This window comes from Croceibacterium salegens (genome assembly GCF_009827435.1).
In the GTDB taxonomy this organism is placed as follows: Bacteria; Pseudomonadota; Alphaproteobacteria; order Sphingomonadales; family Sphingomonadaceae; genus Croceibacterium_B; species Croceibacterium_B salegens.
Genome location: NZ_WTYM01000046.1, coordinates 71,591 through 90,830 on the forward strand (window position 1 = coordinate 71,591; position 19,240 = coordinate 90,830).

Sequence of the window (19,240 nt, forward strand, 5' to 3'; positions counted from 1 at the left end):
TTCGGTCACAAAATGCCTGCTTGGTAGTCCTAGAATGTGGATGGTGATTGCGCGCAACAAAGGAGTCAATTTCTGACGCTCATCCTCTCCCACTGTAGTCCGGTAACGGGGCTATTGACTGTATCGGACATCGCCGTTTCGCGGCCAGTAGCGAATGGTTCGATTTCAGCCGACTTGCCTTTTCGCGACGTACCTCTGAGTATGGAAGGGAACCAGCGGTACCTATCCGGTTTTTCGCAGAAGTCGGCAATCTTCGGCCGTACGTTGATCTTGCTCGCCGGCATGGAAATCGTAGCAACAAGGATCATAGCTAGGCTGCGAGAGACTTCTGACGAGGGCCGCCAAAAAGTAAACATCAACAAGTTAGTTGATGAGATGGACCTCTACGAAACTGAACTAAGTGGTCTGTCACTCATTTATCATTTCAAAGACTCAGATGCGGAAATCACGCGTGAGGAAATCGGATGTCTGCGCGCGCCATCGTCATCAGAGGAGGACCTAATTGGGAACGGTAGTGGCTTAAGGCATTTTGCTCGCGACATTCGCTTCAAACCGGACGGAACTCACGAGAGCCACATTAACATCCGTCACGAGCTAATTTCCAAGGTTCTCATGCACACGCTTCTCGAGCGCTACCAACCGGAGAGCATAAGCCGGCACTCTTACGGAGGCTGGTTCGAACTCGCCTATGCCGATTTCGACACTTTTGCCAAAGTCCCATACGGCGTCCAGCTTTGGGCAAGGGGCAAGGGGATTGTGAGCACTGGAGGTCCAGGATACTTTGGATGGTATAGTAACAACAATCTAATAATCACCAGATTTCAAATCACAGAAGAAATTGAGGGGCAAAGAAAACTTAATTTGAAACAGTCCATTATTCCAGATTTACTTCGAAGAGATGGAATAATTTCCCCTCCTTCTGGATCAGTTTTACCGTATTTTGTTGGTCATTTGATTTACGACAGTGATGTAGATAGGTGGATTACTTACATAGATACTGATCCAACTTCTGATGGCATGATTTTTCAAGTAAACCGTCAAGGTTTTGATCGAATAGTACCTCCTGGATTCATGGAGCACCTTCTTAGCCTACAGCCTAGCAGCCAAGAGGCGGGACTATTCAAAACCTAGACCCCCAACGAAGATGCTATGATAGTGGCAAAGGGGCAGCTCTAGCTGGCGCTAGCTAGATCAACTTATTCAGACAAAGAGTTTGAAGACTTGACCTTCGTGCGAAGGCAATTTTCTAACCACTTGAAGAGACGGCACGGTAGGGCTCAAACTTCTGATCCGCTGTCTAGGCGTCAGGGTGTTATCGGCCGAATTTTGGGCCCCGCCCGGAGACAACCATTGAGCTTGAAGCCAACGCCTATGGCGGTCATTTCGCTAATGCCTTGGCAAGTTCTCAACGTACTTTCACAAAATGGCGATTCGCTCTGCCGAAAAGGTTGGAAACATCACCCGCGGGACTCAGCGGGCTTCCGTTGGTCAAGAGCCTTGGTTGGAAACAGTGCGGGCGTTGATTTTCAACAGAATGTCCACTCCGCCCCTGGGCACCACCTTTTCAATAGCTTGAGCGGCGGCCCGGCACAGCGTCCGGCCGCCGATCGCTTGTCAGGAGTGGCTGCTCACGCCGCCTTCATGGCATTGTCGTCGCCTACTTCGCTGCCGGTCGTCTCGAGGTCGAGCGTATAACGCCGGGCGAGGAGCAGGTCCCCGCCGCGCGCCCGACACTCTGTCGGGCGGACTTCGCCCGTCTCGCGGAAGCCGATCTTGCGCAGCACCCGGCCCGACGCCGGGTTGTCGATGAAGTGCCCGGCGACGAGCTTGCGATAGCCCAAGGCGTGCGCGATCTCGGTCACCGCCCGGCCGGCCTCGCTGGCATAGCCGTGGCCCCAGTGGTCGCGGGCGATCCAGTAGCCCATCTCGAAGCCCTCGACCTCCTTGTGCAGGCCGATGCAACCGACGATCGGAGCGCCGGGAGTGTCGGGAAGCGTAATAAGGAAGCGCGGCTGACTGGCCTGCACTTCGCGGACGCAGAACTGCTCCGCGTCGGCCATGCGATAGGGCCACGGCGCGCGCGAGAGCATCGACACGATGCCGGCATCGCAGATCCCGTTGTAAACCGCCCGGCAATCTTCCGGGAAGGCGGGCCGCAGGAACAGCCTCTCACTCCGGTAGAACATCGCATTTACTCCCTCGGGCCGCCGCGCCGCTACCTCACGGACGTGACGGTCTTGTTGCGAAGGAGACTAAAAAAGGGAGACGGGTCTGGCCCCATCTCCCTCGACTGGCCGGAGCTTGCGCCTCCGGCGGGGCCATCCCGTTGGATGACCCCTTTATCGGATCATCCGGTTATTCGGCGGCGGCTGCCATCATGTCGACCGATACGTACTTGCGGCCGAGTTTGCCGTCGTGGAAACGCACGCGGCCGGCTTCCAGCGCAAACAGGGTGTGGTCCTTGCCCATGCCGACATTGGCACCCGGGTAGAACTTGGTCCCGCGCTGGCGCACGATAATGTTGCCCGGAATGACTTCCTGGCTGCCGAACTTCTTCACGCCGAGGCGACGGCCGGCCGAATCGCGACCGTTACGCGACGAACCGCCTGCTTTCTTATGTGCCATCTCGTCTTACTCCGTACTCGGCTTGATTACTTCTCGGCCGCCGGCTTCTTCGCCGGGGCCTTCTTCGCCGGAGCCTTCTTGGCGGCGGCGGGCTTCTCGTCGGCCTTGGCGGCGGTGGCGGCCTTCTTGACCGGCTCCGCCTTCACGGCCTTGGTTTCCTTCTTCGTGTCGACGCCCTTGGCCGGCTCGTCCTTCACGGCAGTGGTCTTGGCGACCTTGGCCGGAGCCTCGTCCTTGGGAGCGGCTTCCTTCTTCGGAGCAGCCTTCTTCTCGACCTTCGAATCGCCGACCTGGACGATGCGCAGCAGGGTCATCTGCTGGCGGTGCCCGGCCTTGCGGCGATAGTTGTGGCGGCGGCGCTTCTTGAAGACCGTGACCTTCTCGCTCTTCGCCTGGGCGATGATTTCGGCCGCGACCTTGACCTTGGCGGCATCCTTGATTTCGCCACCGTCGCCGGCGAGCAGGACGTCGCCCAGCTCGACCGTGTCACCGGCTTCACCAGCCAGCTTCTCGACCGCGATCTTGTCTCCGGCGGAAACGCGATATTGCTTACCGCCCGTGCGCACTACTGCGAACATGGTTCACCTAATCCGTTCGTATCGACTGTCCCTCACACCGCACATATGGAAACGCGCGGCACAAACGACAAAAAGGGCACCCACCGGGGTGCCGGAAAGAGCGCAGCCGTTAGGGGAAGAGCCCCGCGCTGTCAACGCCCCCAAGGCGGTAATTTCGCCCGATCGTGCTGGAAAGACCGGCGGTGTGTCGCTAGGTCCGCTGTCGATGCCCAATCGCGCCCTTCCCGCCCTCCTTACAGCCATGCTGGCCGCCTGCGCCAGCCCGCAAGGCGACTATCCCAGCCTCGCAATTCGCGATGCCGAGCGAGTAACCGGGACGATGGAGCCCGCCCAACCCGCGACCGAGCCTTTCGTCGCGCCGACGCCGAGCGCCGAGTCGATAGCGAACATCGAAAGCCTCGTGGAACAGGCGAACAGCGCGTACGAATCGTATCGCGGCAAGCTCGACGGTGTGCGCGCGGCTGTGCTTGCGGCGCGAGGCGCGGAGCCCGGGACGGACGCCTGGGCACGGGCCAACGTCGCCATCGCCGACCTCGAGACCGAGCGCAGCCGCACCATGCTGCCGCTGGCCGAGATCGACCGTCTCACCGTCGCAGCCGCGATTGAGGGTGGTACGCTTGAGGATTACGAGGCGGCGCAGGGCCTGGTCGGCGAGATGGTCGACTTCGAGACCGCCAAGCTCGACGAAATCTGGAACGCCCTGCGCTGACGAAAAGAAGCGCGGGCCCCAAGGACCCGCGCCAGGGGAGGAGTTCGTGGCCTAGCGGACGACCGCGGCGATGGTGACGACCGCAACGCCCCACGCGAAGATCAGCACCGGCAGGATCAGGACCTGCACCGCCGCGTCGCGTGCCGCGGTCTTGCCGTAGGCGGTCTGGATTCCGTCGATGGCAAATCGCGCCCAGCTCTTGGGCTTCGATTCGGTCGGCGGGTTGAGCCGGGACCAGATCGTAGGGATGCCGAAACCGGCGACGATCGAGACCACGAAGGCGGCCATCGGCAGGATCATTTCCGGGGTGCGGAAACCGATTGCCATGACGGCGAGGAAGCCGAGGTACATCGCCACCGTGATGGCATAGAGTGACTTGGGCAGTTCGAAGGTGCGGTCGACGATGGTCGGCGCATGGACCGGAAGTTCGGTGTAGACGGTCGCCTTCTCGGCAACGAGCTGGCGGGTAACGCGTTCGGCCATCGATTTTCTCCTCGGGTTGTTTCCGAGGCTGATGGCAGCGGCCGCAGCGGTCCGCCTTGACCGGAATCAAACTTTCTCCGGCGTTTCCCTCCACCGCGCAAGGTCGGCATGATCCTCCTCGCGCGGTTCGATCCAGGTCCACACGCCGCCGCGCCTCTCGCGCTTCCAGAACCAGGCGTCGGACTTGAGGTGATCCATCGCGAAGTCGACCGCCTGGATCGCCGCGCGGCGGTGGCGGGCGCAGGCCGAGACGAGCACGATCGGTTCGCCCGGCTGCATCTCGCCGACGCGGTGGACGATCAGGATGCCCATCAAGTCGAACCGGCCCAGCGCCTCGTCGGCCAACGCCTCCATCCCCGCCAGCGTCAGCGGGGCGTAGTGCGAGAGTTCGAGCGCCTCGACGTCGTCGTCCGAGCGGACCTCGCCGACGAACGTGCAGACCCCGCCCAGCCCCGGATGGGCGTTGGTGAAGGGTCCGACGTAGCTGCCGGGATTGAACGGCGCATCGAGCAGTTCGACCTGCCGGGCCATGTCAGCCTCCCGAGACGGGTGGCAGCAGCGCAACCTCGTCGCCCTCGCCGGCATCAAGCGTCCGCTTGTCGGCGAGCACCGTGCCGTTGAGCGCGAGACGCACCTTGTCGCCTTCGATCGCCTCGGCCAGCCCGGCTTCGAGCCCTTCGACCAGCGAAACCCAGTCGAGCGGGGCCTCGACCGTCATCTCGGGCAAACCCGCGAGGTCGGCCAGCTTGCCGAGGAAGACCAGCTTCACGCTCATGGTTACCTCTTCGCCATTGCGAGGAGGCGAAGCCGACGAAGCAATCCAGGGCGGCGCGCACCACCCTGGATTGCTTCGCTACGCTCGCAATGACGAAAGCTGGGGGCACCGATCACACTCATCCCCCCGTCAGCGACATGTGCCGCGGCTGGGCCGGGGCGGCGCCTTCCTCGATGCGGAAGTGGTGCCGTTCGGGCTTGATGCGCATCGCCTCGTCGAGCGCGGCGGCGAGGTTCTCGTCGGGCGCATCCGAACGCAAGGCTGCACGCAAGTCGACCTTCTCGGCCCCGCCGAGGCAGGCGTAGAGCTCGCCCGTCGCGGTCACGCGAATGCGGTTGCAGCCGGCGCAGAAGTTGTTGGTCAGCGGAGTGATCAGGCCGAGCCGGCCGCCTGTCTCGGCTACGTCCCAGTAGCGCGCCGGGCCGCCGCTGGTGTGGCCCGAGGGCGTCAGCGTCCAGCGCGCCGCCAGCACGTCCTGCACCGCGGTCAGCGGCAGGTAGTGATCGACCCGCTCGCCCTCGATCTCGCCGAGCGGCATGACCTCGATCAGGGTGATCTCGTGGCCGTTGGCGTGGGCCCATTCGACGAGGAAGGGAATCTCATCCTCGTTGAGCCCCTTGAGCGCGACGGTGTTGAGCTTGACCTTGAGACCCGCCTCCTTCGCCGCGGCGATGCCGCGCAGGACCTGCACCAGCCGGTCGCGGCGGCTGAGCTGTTCGAACAGGTCGGCGTCCATCGTATCGAGCGAGACGTTGAGGCGCCGCACCCCGGCTGCGAACAGGTCCTCGGCGAATTTCTCGAGCTGGGTGCCGTTGGTGGTCAGCGTCAGTTCGTCGAGCCCGTCACCAAGCTTGCGTCCGATGGCATGGACCAGTTCGATCATGTCGCGCCGCACCAGCGGTTCGCCGCCGGTCAGCCGGATCTTGCCGATGCCCCGGTCGATGAAAGCCAGCGCCAGCTTGTGCAGTTCCTCGAGGCTCAGCACGTCCTTGCGCGGCAGGAAGGTCATCGCCTCGGGCATGCAATAGGTGCAGCGCAGGTCGCAGCGATCCGTCACCGACAGGCGGAGATAGCTGATCCGCCGGTTGAAGGCGTCGACGAGAGGCTTGCTGCAACTCATGGCGCCATTGTGGCGGCGGCGGCGGTAAAGTTCAAACCCATTTGAACTTTACCGGTGATTCGCCCGGCTTTCCGGCCTCTTCGAGCGGCGAAGTTTACACCGGGTTGACAATGTTGACAGTGTCCTGGGGCAAAACTCCGGCCTCCCGCTTCGCCCGTGCGCCGGGCGCGCGCGGAGTTTGGGAAAGGGAAGCTGGGCTGAATCATGGTCCCGCAGCAAGCAGGTTACGGCGATGTAGGACAGCGAAATCGTCAGCGCGGTCCCACTTCGAGGACCTGGCCGGTCACGCCGGGGGCGTCCTGTAGGAAGGCGAGCGTGCGGGCGATGGCAGTCTCGTCGTTTGCCGCAATGCCATTCACCCGCAACGGTGCGGCAACGCGAGCAAGGTTCTGTACAGCCGCCAGCCGCCAGCCGCGATGTTCGTGGGTCGCCGGCGGGAAGACGATGACAAGATCCTCCCCGGCGCGGGGAGGTGGCGGCGGCGCAGCCGCTGGCGGAGGGGACTCACGGCTTGGCGACTCCCCTCCACCATGCTGCGCATGGTCCCCCTCCCCGCTTCGGGGAGGAAGTTGCGCCAGCGCCCTGGGCAGCCATATCGTATGGAACGCAGCTGCCGCGTCGAGCGCGCCTTCGGGCAAGCCCTCGACCCGCAGGATTGTCATCACCGCCGCTCGCGCGTCAGGGTGATGCCGATCTTCTCGTCGGCCTCGCTCAACGCCAGCTTGACGATCTTTACGCTGACTTCCTCGACCCGCGCGTCCTGCACGAACAGCGTGTCGCAGACATGCTCGGCGACCGCTTCGATCAACTTGAAATGGACTTCGCCAAGCGCCTCGGAGGCGGCGAACTTGAGGTCCATGTAATTCTTGCTGGCGTCGAGGTGGGTCTCGGGCTCGTAGCGGTCCTGCGCCTTGAGCTTGACCCGCACGGTGAAGCGCAGCGGTTGCGGGCGCCCGGTCTCCTCCGAGTAGATGCCGGTATGCACCATGTGCTCGAAGTCGGCGATCTCGAGGTAGAGGCTGTCGGCCACCGTAGTCTCCCACAAACAAGCCGCGCGGATGGCAGGCGGTGCGGCGCTTGTCCACCACCCGCGCCATGGCACTGGGCGCCGCGAGTTCTTGCGGCTATCGTCCGGCCGATGGCGGGAGCAGCACCCCGATCGACGCTTCACAGGGCGCGTGCGCTGATCGCGCTCATGCTCCTGCCCTCGCTCGGCGGCTGCGTGGCGGCGGCAGCGCTGGCTGTGCCTTCGATGACAGCGATTGGCGCGATCCAGAAGGGCAAGCGCGACAAGGCCGAGCCGGTTGCGGTTGCCGAGCCGGTGGCGGCCCCCAAACCGGCGAGCGCTCAGCTCACGCCGGGGGTGCCGAGCGCCAACCTCCAGGTTGCTCCGATGCCCGCCGGGCCCTGGCACGACTTCGTCGGCTACACGCTCGACCGCGCCAGCGGCATCGGCAACGAAACGGCTTCGGCGATCCTCGCCCAGGGGGCCGCCGAGCTCCTGCAGCCCGATCGCCAGCCATGCAACGGCGGCGACAGCGCGGTCATCATCGACCTCGATCACGGCGCGGACGCGTTTGTGCCCGAGACAGAACTCCGGCCCGCCCCCGGCCTCGCCGACGGGCTCGCGCAACTTCGCCAGGCCGGCGTCGTGGTGATGTGGATCTCGCGGCTCGATGCCAACCGGGTGGACGATGTTGCAGCAGCCCTGATCGCCTCGGGCCTCGACCGCTCCGGAAGGGACCCGATCCTGCTCGAACTGGGTGACGCCGACCGCAAGCAGACGCTGCGCGCGCAGGCCGCGGCGAGCGCCTGCGTCCTCGCCATTGCCGGAGACCAGCGGCAGGATTTCGACGAACTGTTCGGTTACCTGCGCGATCCGAACGCCGCGTACAATTTCGACTCGCTGCTAGGTTCGGGCTGGTTTCTCGTCCCCGACGCGCTGGACAGCCCGGCGGTCGAGATCCGGTCCGGCAGTTAGCAGGCGGCTCTGGCGAGGCGCGAAGCGAAAGTATCGCCGTCCGGGTCTTTCACCCTAGGCATCCCCACGTTTGCGCCTTAGCATTATCACAGCTTCCGTCTGGATTGGGAGTTTCGGCATGCCGGCACGTACCCCACTGTTTCTGACCGCCACCGCAGCGCTGGCGTTTTCGCTCGCCGCCTGCGGTTCGGGGAATTCCGACGAGACCGCGCCCGCCGAGCCCATGGCGGAAGCTACGCCCGTCGATACAGCGACAGTGCCGGTCGGCGACGCAACCCCGGAAACCCCGGCGACTGTCGCAATCGGGGAAGCTTCCGAAGCCCCGCCCGCCGCCGCCGCCGCGCCTTCGAAGGCGCTCATCCCGACGCTCAACGCCACCTGTCCGCTCGGCATCGAGGTCCACGCCGACGAGGGCGGCCCGATCTACATCAACGGCGAGGAGGCCTCACTCAAGAAGTACAGCGACTCCTTCTTCGAGGCGAAAAAGAGCGGCGTGACGATATCGCTGACCATCAACCCCGACGGCTCGCCGAGCATGAGCTACGGCAAGGGCACCGCAAACGGGATCTGCACGATTTCTTGACCCGGACCGGGCGTGCCGGTCAGGCCTTGTGGCTGGCCAGTCGCTCGATCCGACGATCCGGCACGACCCAGACGGCGGCGACCAGCGCGTAGAGCACGAAGCCGAGCCACGGGTTGACCAGCCATGCCGCGGCAATGCCGAGCAGGTAGGCCGGCGGCGAGAGCTTGCCCTTGAGATCGCGCCCGACCGCCTGCGCGAGCACGCCGTCCGCCCCTTGCCTGGCGATGATTCGGCGTTCGAGGATGTAATAGGCGATCCCGCACATCAGCAAGTCGATGCCGTAGACCACGGTGGGCCAGGTATCGAAGTGGTTTTCGCCCATCCACCCGGTGGAAAAGGGCAGCAGAGACAGCCAGAACAGCAGGTGCAGGTTGGCCCACAGGATGCTGCCGCTGACGGTCTTCGTCACGTGCAGCATGTGGTGGTGGTTGTTCCAGTAGATGCCGATGTAGAGAAAGCTGAGGACGTAGCTGACGAACTGCGGCCACAGCGCAGCGAGCGCCGCCGGAGTCGCTTCGTGGGGGACTTTCAGTTCGAGCACCATGATGGTGATGATGATCGCCAGCACCCCGTCGCTGAATGCTTCGAGCCGGGCGGTGGTCATCGAGCTTTCGGCCATCAGGCGCTCCAGCGGGCGAATATGGCTGTCGGGAGGAGACGTCCGCCCTGCCCCTCTTCGCGCACCGCAAGGTCGCCGTGCTCGATCATGCCCGGCAGTCCGGCGAAGTGTTCGGCCAGAAGGCCGCCGAGCGCAAGGCTGCTCATCCGCACGGCATAGACGGTGAGGAACATAAAGCGGCTGTCAGCATCGAGCAACTGGCGGCAGTCGGCGATAAGGCCCGGAAGGCCTTCCTCCAGCCGCCACGTCTCGTTGTTGGGGCCGCGGCCGAACTTCGGCGGGTCGAGGATGATGCCGTCGTAGCGCTTTCCGCGCCGCACTTCGCGCGCGGTGAACTTGGCGGCATCGTCGACCAGCCAGCGCACCGGGCGGTCCTCCATGCCCGAAAGCGCCGCGTTCTCGCGCGCCTGCGCGACCGACTTCTTAGAGGCGTCGACGTGGGTGACCGGCCCGCACTCGCTCAGCGCCAGCGTGCCGACACCGGTGTAGCCGAACAGGTTGAGCGTCTGCGCGTCGGACGTTCCCGCAAGCTTCCCGCGCATCCAGTCCCACACCGGCGCCATATCCGGAAAGAAGCCGAGGTGGCGGAATGGCGTGTTCTGCGCGGTGAAGCGGACCGGTCCCCCTTCCTTTGGCCAAGCCAGCGGCCAGCCATCGGGCACCGCATTCTCGAACTGCCAGCGCCCGCCGCCGTCCTCGTCGCTGCCGGGGATGAATTCGCCGTCGGCCTGCCACTCGGCCAACAACGGAGTCCACATCGCCTGCGGTTCGGGACGGATGAAGCGATAGGGGCCGAAGCGTTCGAGCTTGCGGCCGCTGCCGGAGTCGACAAGGCCGTAGTCGGCCCAGCCCTCTCCGGCCATGATCAGGGACTGTTCGACCAGCCCGGCCATCAGCGGCTGGGCGCCGCGTGCTCCGCGACGTAAGCGGCGATCGCGTCGTAGTCGCCAGGCAGTTCGACATAGGCCTCGTCGCGTTCGAACAGATCGCCGACGCGGGTCGGCAGCGTGGGCCGCTTGCCGGTCGCGCGTTCAACCGCGTCGCGGAACTTGGCCGGGTGCGCGGTGGCGAGCGTGACGACGGGAACGCCGGCGGGCAGGTCCGCCTCGCGCGCGGCGTGGAGGCCGATCGCGGTGTGCGGGTCGATCACCTCGCCGTCGCAGCTTTCCCAGGCCCAGCGCATCGCCCGCGCCATCTCGTCGGCGTCGGCACGAGCGCTGGTGAACAGCGCCGCGGCGCCTTCGCGCTGGGCGTTGGTCAGGCGCATCGCCTTCTCGGCCTCGAAACCGCGCATTTGCTCCGCCAGCGCAGCGCCGTCGCGGCCGCCGACGTCGAACAGCAGGCGCTCGAAGTTGGACGAGACCTGGATGTCCATGCTCGGCGCGGCAGTGGGGGTCACGATTCCGGCCGAATAGTCGCCGTGCGCCAGCGCGCGATGGAGGATGTCGTTGACGTTGGTGGCGACGATCAGCCGCTCGATCGGCAGTCCCATTCGCGCTGCCACATGGCCCGCAAAGACGTCACCGAAATTACCGGTTGGCACGCTGAATGCGACCTTGCGCTCCGGAGCGCCGAGCTGGAGGGCGGCACCGAAATAGTAGACCACCTGCGCCATCAGTCGGGCCCAGTTGATCGAGTTGACCGCGCTGATGCGGAATCGCCCGGTCATCGCGGTATCGCCAAACATCCGCTTCACCATTGCCTGGGCGTCGTCGAAGCTGCCATCGATGGCGATGTTGTAGACATTGGGCGCCTTGACCGTGGTCATCTGCCGGCGCTGCACGTCGCTCACTCGTCCCTTGGGGTGGAGCATGAAGATGTCGATCCGCTCGCGCCCGGCAACGGCGTTGATCGCCGCGCTGCCGGTATCGCCGCTGGTCGCGCCGACGATGGTCAGGCGCTCGTCGCGGCGGGACAGGAATTCCTCGAACAGCAGGCCGAGCAGCTGCAGCGCCACGTCCTTGAACGCCAGCGTCGGGCCGTGGAAGAGTTCGAGCAGCCAGTTCCGCTCGTCGAGCTGGACCAGCGGGGTAACGGCGGCGTGGGCGAAGCGGCCATAGGCCTGCTGGCACAGCTCAAGCAGGCGCTCAGGCGTAAGCGCATGGCCGACGAAAGGCTGCATCACCGTCGCCGCGAGTTCCGCATAGGGCAACCCGCGCATCGCGGCAATCTCTTCAGGGGTGAAGGTCGGCCACTCGGCGGGGACGTAGAGGCCGCCGTCGCTCGCCAGCCCGGCCAGCGTCGCACCTTCGAAATCGAGCGCCGGAGCGCTTCCGCGGGTCGAGACATATTGCATCGCAATGGCGGTTAGCGGCGCAGGGTGCGGCGGGCAAGCAAAGGCGGCTTGGGGAGCCCAAACCTCCGTTGGTTCCAACCTTGTAGTGGCCTGGTTGCGATCTTATTCGACATTTCCTGAAGGAGTAGCGTGATGGACCTCAAGTTTCGCGTGTTCGCCAACATCTCGAAGCCAGTGCACGAAGTGTTCGAGGCGGTCGCCGACCCGACCAAACTGTCCTGCTATTTCACTACCGGCGGGGCGCAAGGCCGCCTGGAAGAAGGCGCAACGGTCACCTGGGACTTCCACGACTTTCCCGGCGCCTTCCCGGTCCACGTGATCGAGGTGGTCCCCGGCGAGAGGATCGTCCTCCAGTGGCAGGCCCACAAAGGCGAACCGACCGACCTCGAGGGTGGCGGCATGGAAGACGTTGACTACAACACCACCGTGACCATGGCCTTCAGGCCGGTCGAAAACGATTCGGAGCGAACGCTGGTCGAAATCTTCGAGGAAGGCTGGCGGGAAACCCAGGGTGCCCTCAACGCGAGCTACGGCAACTGCATGGGCTGGAGCCAGATGGTCTCGGCGCTCAAGGTCTGGCTCGAACACGGCATCATTTTGCGGGAAAAGATGTATAAATAGGTCGAAACGAGGAAGTCACTGTCAGGAGGAGACTTGCTGTGGATTCAGCAGACGCAATCGGTTCGACCAAGCCCAAGGCGCCCTGGCATCTCTGGGCCGTCGGAATACTTTCGCTGCTTTGGTACCTCGCTGGCGCCTACACCATCTTCCAGGCGCAATACGGTACGCTGCCGGGCTTGGATGCGGACGAGATCGCCTATTACGCCGCCAAGCCGGTGTTCCTCGAATGGCTGTCAAACATTTCGCTGCTGATGGGCATCGCCGGTTCGGTCTCGTTGCTGCAGCGGCGCAAGGCCGCCCGCCCGCTGTTCATGATGCTGGTGGTCGTTACTCTCGCCGCAAACGGGATCGAAATCGGAAATGGCACATCGCGCGCACTGGCGAATCAGGGAGCGATGATCGCGACGATCGTCATCGAGGTGATCGCGATATTCAACTGGCTCCACGCTCGATCGCTCGAACGCAAGGGTGTCCTCGCCTAGCCGCCGCGCCACTTCCTGCGCAGCGCCAGCGCGTAGATGACGAGCGCGGTCAACGCGAACAGGAACCACTGCACGGCATAGGCGAGGTGGTTGTTGGAAATGTCGTTGGGGTCAGGTTCGGCACTGGCAGCGAGTCCACCCAAAGGCGGATCGGCGACTAGCCGCATGAAACCTTCCGAATAGGGCGCGATCCGCCCGCTGACGGGTCCGCCGGTCCAGTCGGGCGGCGTCGGTCCTGGCGACCAGCCAGCCTGCACGTAAGCGGTGCGATCCTCCCCCGGCGAGCCGCGGTCAATCCCGCACAGGATAATATGGACGTAGCCGGACCGGCCCTCGCTGCTGCGCCCCGCGATCGAGCGCCAGTCACTCCCGGTGAAGGCGCATTCGATGGTGCTGCGACGATAGAGGGCAGCATCGGCGGCGGCCTGGCTGGCGACGGGATATTCCACCGGCGCCGGATCGGCGCTCGCAGCAGAATAGTGCGCCAGCAGTGTCTCCTTCCAGTGCAGACGCTGCAACTGCCACACCCCGAGCGCGACCATCGTCGCGACGGCGAGCAGCACGACCACGGTGGCGACGACCGGCACCTTGCGCTCCATCAGCGCTGCTCCCCGCCGCGATGGTATTCGGAGTAGAGCAGCGCCGCCTTGGCCACGCGCAGGCCCCAGATCGTGCCCGCCACTGTCAGCGGTGCCCAAAGCATGACGTGCAGCCACCATGGCGGGTCGAACGACAGTTCCAACCAGATTGCGAGGCCGGTGACCAGCGCGCCGATGATCAGGATGAGGAAAGCCGCCGGCCCGTCACCAACATTGAACTTCTGGAAGTCGAGCCCACAGGCGCGGCAGGTCGGGGCGAAGGCGGTCAGCCTGCCGAACAGCGTCTTCGCGCCGCACTTCGGGCACAAACCGAAAAGGGCAGCATGGCCGATGCCCTGCTGCCCCTTCGTTGCTTCAGGCGTATCCGCCATGGATCAGCCGTGAATCGGCGCGCCCCAACCGCCCCAGACGTAGACCACCACGAACAGGAACAGCCACACGACGTCGACGAAGTGCCAGTACCAGGCCGCCGCTTCGAAGCCGAAGTGCTGCTCGGGCGTGAAGTGGCCCTTGTAGGTGCGCACCAGGCAGACAATCAGGAAGATCGTGCCGACCAGCACGTGGAAGCCGTGGAACCCGGTCGCCATGTAGAATGCCGAACCGTAGGTGTTGCCGCCGAAGCCGAACGGGGCGTTGGCGTATTCGTAGGCCTGGATGCTGGTGAACAGCACGCCGAGCGCGATCGTCAGCCACAGGCCCTTCTTCAGCCCGTCGCGGTCGCCGTGGATCAGGCAGTGGTGCGCCCAGGTCACGGTGGTGCCCGAGCACAGCAGGATCAGCGTGTTGAGCAGCGGCAGGTCGAAGGGGTTCATCACCGCCTCGATCGCCTTGGGCGGGAACTGCCCGCCGACCACCTCGGAAAGCTCCGAGGGGAACAGCGCGAAGTCGAACCAGCTCCAGAACCAGCCGACGAAGAACATCACTTCCGAAGCGATGAACAGGATCATGCCGTAGCGCAGGTGCAGCTGCACAACCGGCGTGTGATCGCCCGCCTGCGCTTCCTTCACGATGTTGGAGAACCAGCTGAAGAAGGTGGCGATCAGGCCGGCGACGCCGAGGCCCAGGACCAGCCAGTGGTTCGGCATGTCGTGCATGTACAGCACCATGCCGCTGGTGAAGGTCAGCGCCGAAATCGAGCCGATCAGCGGCCAGATGTCGGGTGGCAGGATATGATAGTCGTGGTTCTTGGCGCCGGCCATGATGATCGCTTCCTGATGGATGTTTGCCGAGCCCTTAATGGCCCCGGTCGGTTGGCTCAAGTGCTTAAGACGGCTGATCGACCGCCTTGTGGAATGTGTAGCTGAGAGTGATTTGTTCGACCCCGTCCATGTTGGGATCGTTCAACGCCGCGGGATCGATGTAATAGATCACAGGCATGCGCACTTCCTGCCCCGGACGGAGAGTCTGCTCAGTGAAGCAGAAGCACTGGATCTTGTTGAAATAGCGTCCCGCCTGCTCAGGCTCGACGTTGAAGCTGGCGTTGCCGGTCAGCGGCTTGTCGGAGAGGTTCCTGGCGGTGAAGATGGCAATGTCGCGCTGGCCGATGGTGACCGTGTCGGTGACCTGCAGCGGCTTGAACTTCCACGCCAGGTCGGGCGCGGTGTTGGCGTCGAAACGGATAGAGATCTCGCGACCGCCGGCGCTGCGGGCCATCTCGGCGGCAGTTGCCGCTTGCGCGGCGGTAGCGCGCTGGGTCGTGCCCGCGAAGCCGGTCACCTGGCAAAAGATGCGGTACAGCGGCACTGCCGCGAAGCCGAGCGCGAGCATCCCGGCGGCGACCAGCGCCATGATCGCGGCGGTGCGGCGGTTGCGGTACTCGATTGCCTGGCTCGCCATGTCTCAGCCCATCTTTACGAAGGTGATGACGTAGAACAGCACCACGAAGGCCACCAGGACCAGCGCCAGTGCGACGTTACGGCCCTTGCGGGCGCGCTTGAAAGCTTCTTCCTCTTCGGGGGTCACCCGATTGCTCCGAGGTTGCGCAATACGGCGTCGACCACCAGCGCCGCGAACAGGGCGAAAAGGTAGAGCACCGAGTATCCGAACAGGCGCTTTTCCGGCTTCATCTTGTCGCCTTCCACCGACTGGCGCAGGCCGACCGGCAGCGCGATGAGGAGGAACGCCACCGACAGCGCCAGCGCGGCCAGCCCGTAGACCCAGCTCGTTCCGCCGATCGCCCACGGCACCACGCTGACGGCCAACAGCACCACGCTGTAGATCAGTATCTGCCGGCGCGTCTCGGCCTCGCCCTTGACCACCGGCATCATCGGGATGCCGACCTTGGCGTAATCGGTCTTCACGAACAGCGCGAGCGCCCAGAAGTGCGGCGGGGTCCACACGAAGATGATCGTGAACAGCAGGATCGGCATGAGGGTGATCTGGTTCGTCACGGCGATCCACCCGATCAGCGGCGGGAAGGCCCCGGCGGCTCCGCCGATGACGATGTTCTGCGGCGTGCGCGGCTTGAGCCAGATGGTATAGACCACGGCATAATAGAGGATCGACAGCGCCAGCACCGCGCCCGCCAGCCAGTTCACCGCCAGCCCCATCAGCAGAACCGAGAAGACCGAAAGGGCGATACCGAAATCGCGGGCGTTGGAGCGGTCCATCTTGCCCGAGGGCAGCGGCCGCTTGGCGGTGCGCTTCATCCCGGCGTCGAGATCGGCTTCCCACCACTGGTTGAGCGCCCCCGAGCCGCCAGCGCCGAGCGCGATGCACAGCACCGCGGTGAAGCCGATGACCGGATGGATCGTTCCGGGCGCCGCGAGCAGGCCGCACAGCCCGGTGAACACGACCAGGCTCATCACCCGCGGTTTGGTCAGCGCGTAGAAATCGCGCCATTCGAGCGGTGTGGGGGTGGCGGGAGCGGCAGTCATCGCGGGCTCGTTATACGTCGTCACTGTCATGGCTGGAACCCGTTGCGGCGGTAAAGCGAAGGGGCGCGACCGTTGCCGGCGCGCCCCTGCTGTGTGTTGTCGGGGCGACGGCCTTAGTGGGCTGACGCCGATCCCTTGTCGCCGATGTGATCGTGGTAGTTGTGATGATCCTCGATCACCGGCAGCGTTTCGAACTGGTGGAACGGCGGTGGGCTCGACAGGCTCCATTCGAGCGTCGTCGCACCCTCGCCCCAGTAGTTGTCGGGGGCCTTCTTGCCCGCGATGAAGGCGTAGATCAGGTTGGCGAAGAAGAACAGCATCGAACCGGCCATGATCTCGTAACCGAACGAGCTGATGCCGTTCCAGTATTCATAGGCCTCGGCGTAGTCGGGATAGCGCCGCGGCATGCCCTGCCAGCCGAGGAAGTGCTGCGGGAAGAAGATCACGTTCACGCCGATGAAGAAGCCCCAGAAGTGCAGGTGCGCGAGCAGCTCGGAGTGCATCTTGCCGCTCATCTTCGGGAACCAGTAGTAGAAGCCAGCGAACAGCGAGAACACCGCACCCATCGACAGCACGTAGTGGAAGTGCGCGACGACGAAGTAGGTATCGTGAACCACGTCGTCGATGCCGCCGTTGGCGAGATAGACGCCGGTCACGCCGCCGACGGTGAACAGGAAGATCATGCCGATCGCCCAGACCATCGGGCTCTTGAACTCGATCGAGCCGCCCCACATCGTCGCGATCCAGCTGAAGATCTTGATGCCGGTCGGCACCGCGATCACCATGGTCGCGGCGGTGAAGTACATCTTCGTGTTTACGTCGAGGCCGGTGGTGTACATGTGGTGGGCCCAGACGATGAACCCGACCACGCCGATGGCAACCATCGCGTAGGCCATGCCGAGGTATCCGAACACCGGCTTGCGGCTGAAGGTCGCGACGATCTGGCTGATCATGCCGAAGCCCGGCAGGATCATGATGTACACTTCCGGATGGCCGAAGAACCAGAACAGGTGCTGATACAGCACCGGGTCGCCGCCGCCCGAAGCGTCGAAGAAGGTCGTGCCGAAGTTACGGTCGGTGATCAGCATGGTGATCGCCGCGGCCAGCACCGGCAGCGCCAGCAGCAGCAGGAAGGCAGTGACCAGGATCGACCACACGAACAGCGGCATCTTGTGCAGGGTCATGCCCGGCGCGCGCATGTTGAAGATCGTGGTGATGAAGTTGATCGCGCCCATGATCGAGGCCGCACCGGCAAGGTGTAGCGAGAAGATCGCGAAGTCCACCGCCGGGCCGACCGAACCGCTGGTCGCCAGCGGGGCATAGACCGTCCATCCGGTGCCAGCGCCGTTACCGGTGCCGCCGGGCATGAAGTTCGAAATCAACAGGCTGCAGAAGCCCGCCACGGTCAGCCAGAACGAGATGTTGTTCATGCGCGGGAAGGCCATGTCCGGCGCCCCGATCATCAGCGGCACGAACCAGTTGCCGAACCCGCCGATCATCGCCGGCATGACCATGAAGAACACCATGATCAGGCCGTGGGCGGAGATGAACACGTTCCACTGATGGCCCATCGTGTCCATCGTGGCTTCGCCGCCGAACAGCTCGACCCAGTACTGCAGGTACTGGATGCCTGGCTCGGCCAGTTCCATCCGCATGATGCCGGAAATGGCGCCGCCGATGATGCCCGCGCAGATCGCGAAGATCAGGTACAGCGTACCGATGTCCTTGTGGTTGGTGGACATGAACCAGCGGGCGAAGAAGCCCGGCTTGTGATCGGCATCATGATGCGCGTGATCATCGTGGTGGGCCTGGAAGGTATCGGCGGTGGTGGCCATCTTAGCTTACCTTAGATCTATTCTGTCGCGTTCTGGTCGGTTCAGGCGGTCGGAGCCGCTTCGCCGGGGGCAGAGTCGCCCTCGGCAGGCGCAGCTTCGGCGGGTGCCGCTTCGGCCGGAGCCGGAGCCGCCGCAGCATCACCCTTCACGGTGCCGCCCTGCGAGCGGACCCAGGCTTCGAACTGCGGCCGGGGCAGAGCCTCGACGGCGATCGGCATGTAGCCGTGGCGCGCGCCGCAAAGCTCGGAGCACTGGCCGTAATAAATGCCCGGCTCCTTGATGAACACCTTCTTCTCGTTCAGCCGCCCGGGGACGCTGTCGAGCTTGAACCACAGGCTCGGCACCGCGAACGAGTGGATCACATCGGCTCCGGTGGTCTGGATGCGGATCCATTCGCCGGCCGGGACGACCATGCGGTGATCGACCTCGAGGTGACCCGGGAAGCCCTTCGCCTTGGCTTCCTCTTCCGGCATCATGTTGGAGATGACCTCGAAGTCGCCATTGTCGGGATAGGTATAGCCCCAGTACCACTGGTAGCCGGTGACCTTGACCGTCAGCGCGTCTTTCGGCGGAGCCTGGTACTGGTCGCGCAGCAGGATGATTGACGGGACCGCGATGACCACCAGGATGAGCACCGGAACGATGGTCCAGATGATCTCGATCAGGGTGTTGTGCGAGGTCTTCGACGGCACTGGGTTGGCCGATTTGCGGAAGCGGACCATCACGTAGAGAAGCAGGCCCAGCACGAACACGCTGATCACCGCCATGACCCAGATCAGGCCGACGTGCAGCGGCTCGGCGGTGTCGCCGATGATCGAATACTGCTTCTGGACGTCCCACCCGCCGTCATGCGGCTGGCCCTTGATCATGTCCGGGCCGAGAGGCGTGTAACCGCTGTCGGCGGCCGGAGCTTCTGCCGGGGCGACGGCCGTGGAATCGGCGGCAGCCGGTGCGGCGGCAACCGTAGTGGCCGCCGGGGTGGCTTCGGCCGTGGCGGCCAGGGCGCCTTGGGAAACAGTGGAGAGGGACATTGCCCCGATAAGAATTGCAAGGAAACT

Annotated in this window: 26 protein-coding genes; 6 read left to right on the top strand and 20 right to left on the bottom strand. The window is 64.2% G+C overall.

Translation table 11 applies throughout. From position 1 onward, the window contains the following. Positions 1-201 precede the first annotated feature (201 nt). The gene (locus GRI89_RS12015) at positions 202-1,131 is read left to right on the top strand and encodes a hypothetical protein (RefSeq protein WP_159795800.1); all 930 of its coding nucleotides are present in this window, start codon (positions 202-204) and stop codon (positions 1,129-1,131) included. A gap of 497 nt (positions 1,132-1,628) precedes the next feature. Here the strand turns inward: GRI89_RS12015 and GRI89_RS12020 are convergent, their stop codons facing one another. The 3 genes from GRI89_RS12020 to rplU all read right to left on the bottom strand — a co-directional run bounded on the left by GRI89_RS12020 (position 1,629) and on the right by rplU (position 3,203). Continuing rightward, entirely contained in the window at positions 1,629-2,186 is a 558-nt protein-coding gene (locus GRI89_RS12020; protein ID WP_159795803.1) for a GNAT family N-acetyltransferase, read from the bottom strand. A 169-nt stretch (positions 2,187-2,355) separates the two neighbouring features. Beyond that, positions 2,356-2,625 (bottom strand): 50S ribosomal protein L27, encoded by a 270-nt coding sequence (rpmA, locus tag GRI89_RS12025; RefSeq protein ID WP_159795806.1) that lies wholly within the window; start codon positions 2,623-2,625, stop codon positions 2,356-2,358. Positions 2,626-2,651: 26 nt separating this feature from the next. Next, positions 2,652-3,203, bottom strand: a complete 552-nt coding sequence (gene rplU / locus GRI89_RS12030; protein WP_159795809.1) for a 50S ribosomal protein L21 — start codon at positions 3,201-3,203, stop codon at positions 2,652-2,654. Between the two features lie 205 nt (positions 3,204-3,408). Between rplU and GRI89_RS12035 the strand changes: the two genes are divergently transcribed. After that, the gene (locus tag GRI89_RS12035; protein ID WP_159795812.1) at positions 3,409-3,912 is read left to right on the top strand and encodes a hypothetical protein; all 504 of its coding nucleotides are present in this window, start codon (positions 3,409-3,411) and stop codon (positions 3,910-3,912) included. Between the two features lie 51 nt (positions 3,913-3,963). On the opposite strand, the gene GRI89_RS12040 is transcribed toward GRI89_RS12035, so the two are convergent. The 6 genes from GRI89_RS12040 to GRI89_RS12065 form a co-directional block, all read right to left on the bottom strand. Continuing rightward, positions 3,964-4,395, bottom strand: a complete 432-nt coding sequence (locus GRI89_RS12040; RefSeq protein ID WP_159795815.1) for a hypothetical protein — start codon at positions 4,393-4,395, stop codon at positions 3,964-3,966. A gap of 66 nt (positions 4,396-4,461) precedes the next feature. Further along, positions 4,462-4,926, bottom strand: a complete 465-nt coding sequence (locus tag GRI89_RS12045) for a molybdenum cofactor biosynthesis protein MoaE (RefSeq protein ID WP_159795818.1) — start codon at positions 4,924-4,926, stop codon at positions 4,462-4,464. A 1-nt stretch (position 4,927) separates the two neighbouring features. Further along, positions 4,928-5,170, bottom strand: a complete 243-nt coding sequence (locus GRI89_RS12050; RefSeq protein ID WP_159795821.1) for a MoaD/ThiS family protein — start codon at positions 5,168-5,170, stop codon at positions 4,928-4,930. A 118-nt stretch (positions 5,171-5,288) separates the two neighbouring features. Beyond that, complete coding sequence (gene moaA, locus GRI89_RS12055; RefSeq protein WP_159795824.1) at positions 5,289-6,290, bottom strand: GTP 3',8-cyclase MoaA; 1,002 nt, start codon at positions 6,288-6,290, stop codon at positions 5,289-5,291. A 251-nt stretch (positions 6,291-6,541) separates the two neighbouring features. Further along, complete coding sequence (locus tag GRI89_RS12060; RefSeq protein WP_159795827.1) at positions 6,542-6,952, bottom strand: Rossmann fold domain-containing protein; 411 nt, start codon at positions 6,950-6,952, stop codon at positions 6,542-6,544. Beyond that, the gene (locus GRI89_RS12065; RefSeq protein WP_328598230.1) at positions 6,952-7,320 is read right to left on the bottom strand and encodes a dihydroneopterin aldolase; all 369 of its coding nucleotides are present in this window, start codon (positions 7,318-7,320) and stop codon (positions 6,952-6,954) included. Before GRI89_RS12065 ends, GRI89_RS12060 begins: the two co-directional genes overlap by 1 nt. 108 nt (positions 7,321-7,428) lie before the next feature. On the opposite strand from GRI89_RS12065, the gene GRI89_RS12070 reads away from it, so the two are divergent. Together GRI89_RS12070 and GRI89_RS17820 are read left to right on the top strand one after the other, a co-directional pair. After that, positions 7,429-8,271 carry a hypothetical protein gene (locus GRI89_RS12070; protein WP_159795833.1) on the top strand — a complete coding sequence of 281 codons (843 nt, stop codon included), beginning with the start codon at positions 7,429-7,431 and terminating at the stop codon, positions 8,269-8,271. Positions 8,272-8,389: 118 nt separating this feature from the next. Then, entirely contained in the window at positions 8,390-8,854 is a 465-nt protein-coding gene (locus GRI89_RS17820; protein ID WP_201290921.1) for a hypothetical protein, read from the top strand. Positions 8,855-8,873: 19 nt separating this feature from the next. Here the strand turns inward: GRI89_RS17820 and GRI89_RS12080 are convergent, their stop codons facing one another. From GRI89_RS12080 to thrC, 3 genes are read right to left on the bottom strand one after another with little or no spacing between them, the layout of a single operon-like run. Next, positions 8,874-9,473 carry a TMEM175 family protein gene (locus tag GRI89_RS12080; RefSeq protein ID WP_235913306.1) on the bottom strand — a complete coding sequence of 200 codons (600 nt, stop codon included), beginning with the start codon at positions 9,471-9,473 and terminating at the stop codon, positions 8,874-8,876. Next, positions 9,473-10,366 (bottom strand): class I SAM-dependent methyltransferase, encoded by an 894-nt coding sequence (locus tag GRI89_RS12085; RefSeq protein ID WP_159795836.1) that lies wholly within the window; start codon positions 10,364-10,366, stop codon positions 9,473-9,475. Before GRI89_RS12085 ends, GRI89_RS12080 begins: the two co-directional genes overlap by 1 nt. Continuing rightward, positions 10,366-11,769, bottom strand: a complete 1,404-nt coding sequence (gene thrC, locus GRI89_RS12090; protein WP_159795839.1) for a threonine synthase — start codon at positions 11,767-11,769, stop codon at positions 10,366-10,368. The genes GRI89_RS12085 and thrC overlap by 1 nt, the downstream gene beginning before the upstream one ends. Before the next feature lie 132 nt (positions 11,770-11,901). On the opposite strand from thrC, the gene GRI89_RS12095 reads away from it, so the two are divergent. Beyond that, positions 11,902-12,390, top strand: coding sequence for an SRPBCC domain-containing protein (locus GRI89_RS12095; protein ID WP_159795842.1), 489 nt, complete (start codon positions 11,902-11,904; stop codon positions 12,388-12,390). 38 nt (positions 12,391-12,428) lie between these two features. Further along, positions 12,429-12,872: a hypothetical protein gene (locus tag GRI89_RS12100; protein WP_159795845.1), complete on the top strand. Its 444-nt coding sequence runs from the start codon at positions 12,429-12,431 to the stop codon at positions 12,870-12,872. Here the strand turns inward: GRI89_RS12100 and GRI89_RS12105 are convergent. The 8 genes from GRI89_RS12105 to coxB all read right to left on the bottom strand — a co-directional run bounded on the left by GRI89_RS12105 (position 12,869) and on the right by coxB (position 19,213). Beyond that, positions 12,869-13,471 carry an SURF1 family protein gene (locus tag GRI89_RS12105; RefSeq protein WP_159795847.1) on the bottom strand — a complete coding sequence of 201 codons (603 nt, stop codon included), beginning with the start codon at positions 13,469-13,471 and terminating at the stop codon, positions 12,869-12,871. The genes GRI89_RS12100 and GRI89_RS12105 overlap by 4 nt on opposite strands. Continuing rightward, positions 13,471-13,842 carry a DUF983 domain-containing protein gene (locus GRI89_RS12110; protein ID WP_159795850.1) on the bottom strand — a complete coding sequence of 124 codons (372 nt, stop codon included), beginning with the start codon at positions 13,840-13,842 and terminating at the stop codon, positions 13,471-13,473. Before GRI89_RS12110 ends, GRI89_RS12105 begins: the two co-directional genes overlap by 1 nt. Before the next feature lie 3 nt (positions 13,843-13,845). After that, positions 13,846-14,670 (bottom strand): cytochrome c oxidase subunit 3, encoded by an 825-nt coding sequence (locus GRI89_RS12115; RefSeq protein ID WP_159795917.1) that lies wholly within the window; start codon positions 14,668-14,670, stop codon positions 13,846-13,848. Between the two features lie 64 nt (positions 14,671-14,734). After that, positions 14,735-15,307, bottom strand: coding sequence for a cytochrome c oxidase assembly protein (locus GRI89_RS12120; protein WP_159795852.1), 573 nt, complete (start codon positions 15,305-15,307; stop codon positions 14,735-14,737). Positions 15,308-15,310: 3 nt separating this feature from the next. Continuing rightward, on the bottom strand, positions 15,311-15,433 hold the full coding sequence (locus GRI89_RS18180; RefSeq protein WP_328598231.1) for a hypothetical protein: 123 nt from the start codon (positions 15,431-15,433) through the stop codon (positions 15,311-15,313). Further along, positions 15,430-16,347, bottom strand: coding sequence for a heme o synthase (locus tag GRI89_RS12125; protein WP_235913309.1), 918 nt, complete (start codon positions 16,345-16,347; stop codon positions 15,430-15,432). The genes GRI89_RS18180 and GRI89_RS12125 overlap by 4 nt, the downstream gene beginning before the upstream one ends. A 113-nt stretch (positions 16,348-16,460) precedes the next feature. Further along, positions 16,461-18,182 carry a cytochrome c oxidase subunit I gene (gene ctaD, locus GRI89_RS12130; protein WP_159795858.1) on the bottom strand — a complete coding sequence of 574 codons (1,722 nt, stop codon included), beginning with the start codon at positions 18,180-18,182 and terminating at the stop codon, positions 16,461-16,463. Between the two features lie 41 nt (positions 18,183-18,223). Then, positions 18,224-19,213, bottom strand: a complete 990-nt coding sequence (gene coxB / locus GRI89_RS12135; protein WP_235913311.1) for a cytochrome c oxidase subunit II — start codon at positions 19,211-19,213, stop codon at positions 18,224-18,226. Positions 19,214-19,240: the final 27 nt, after the last annotated feature.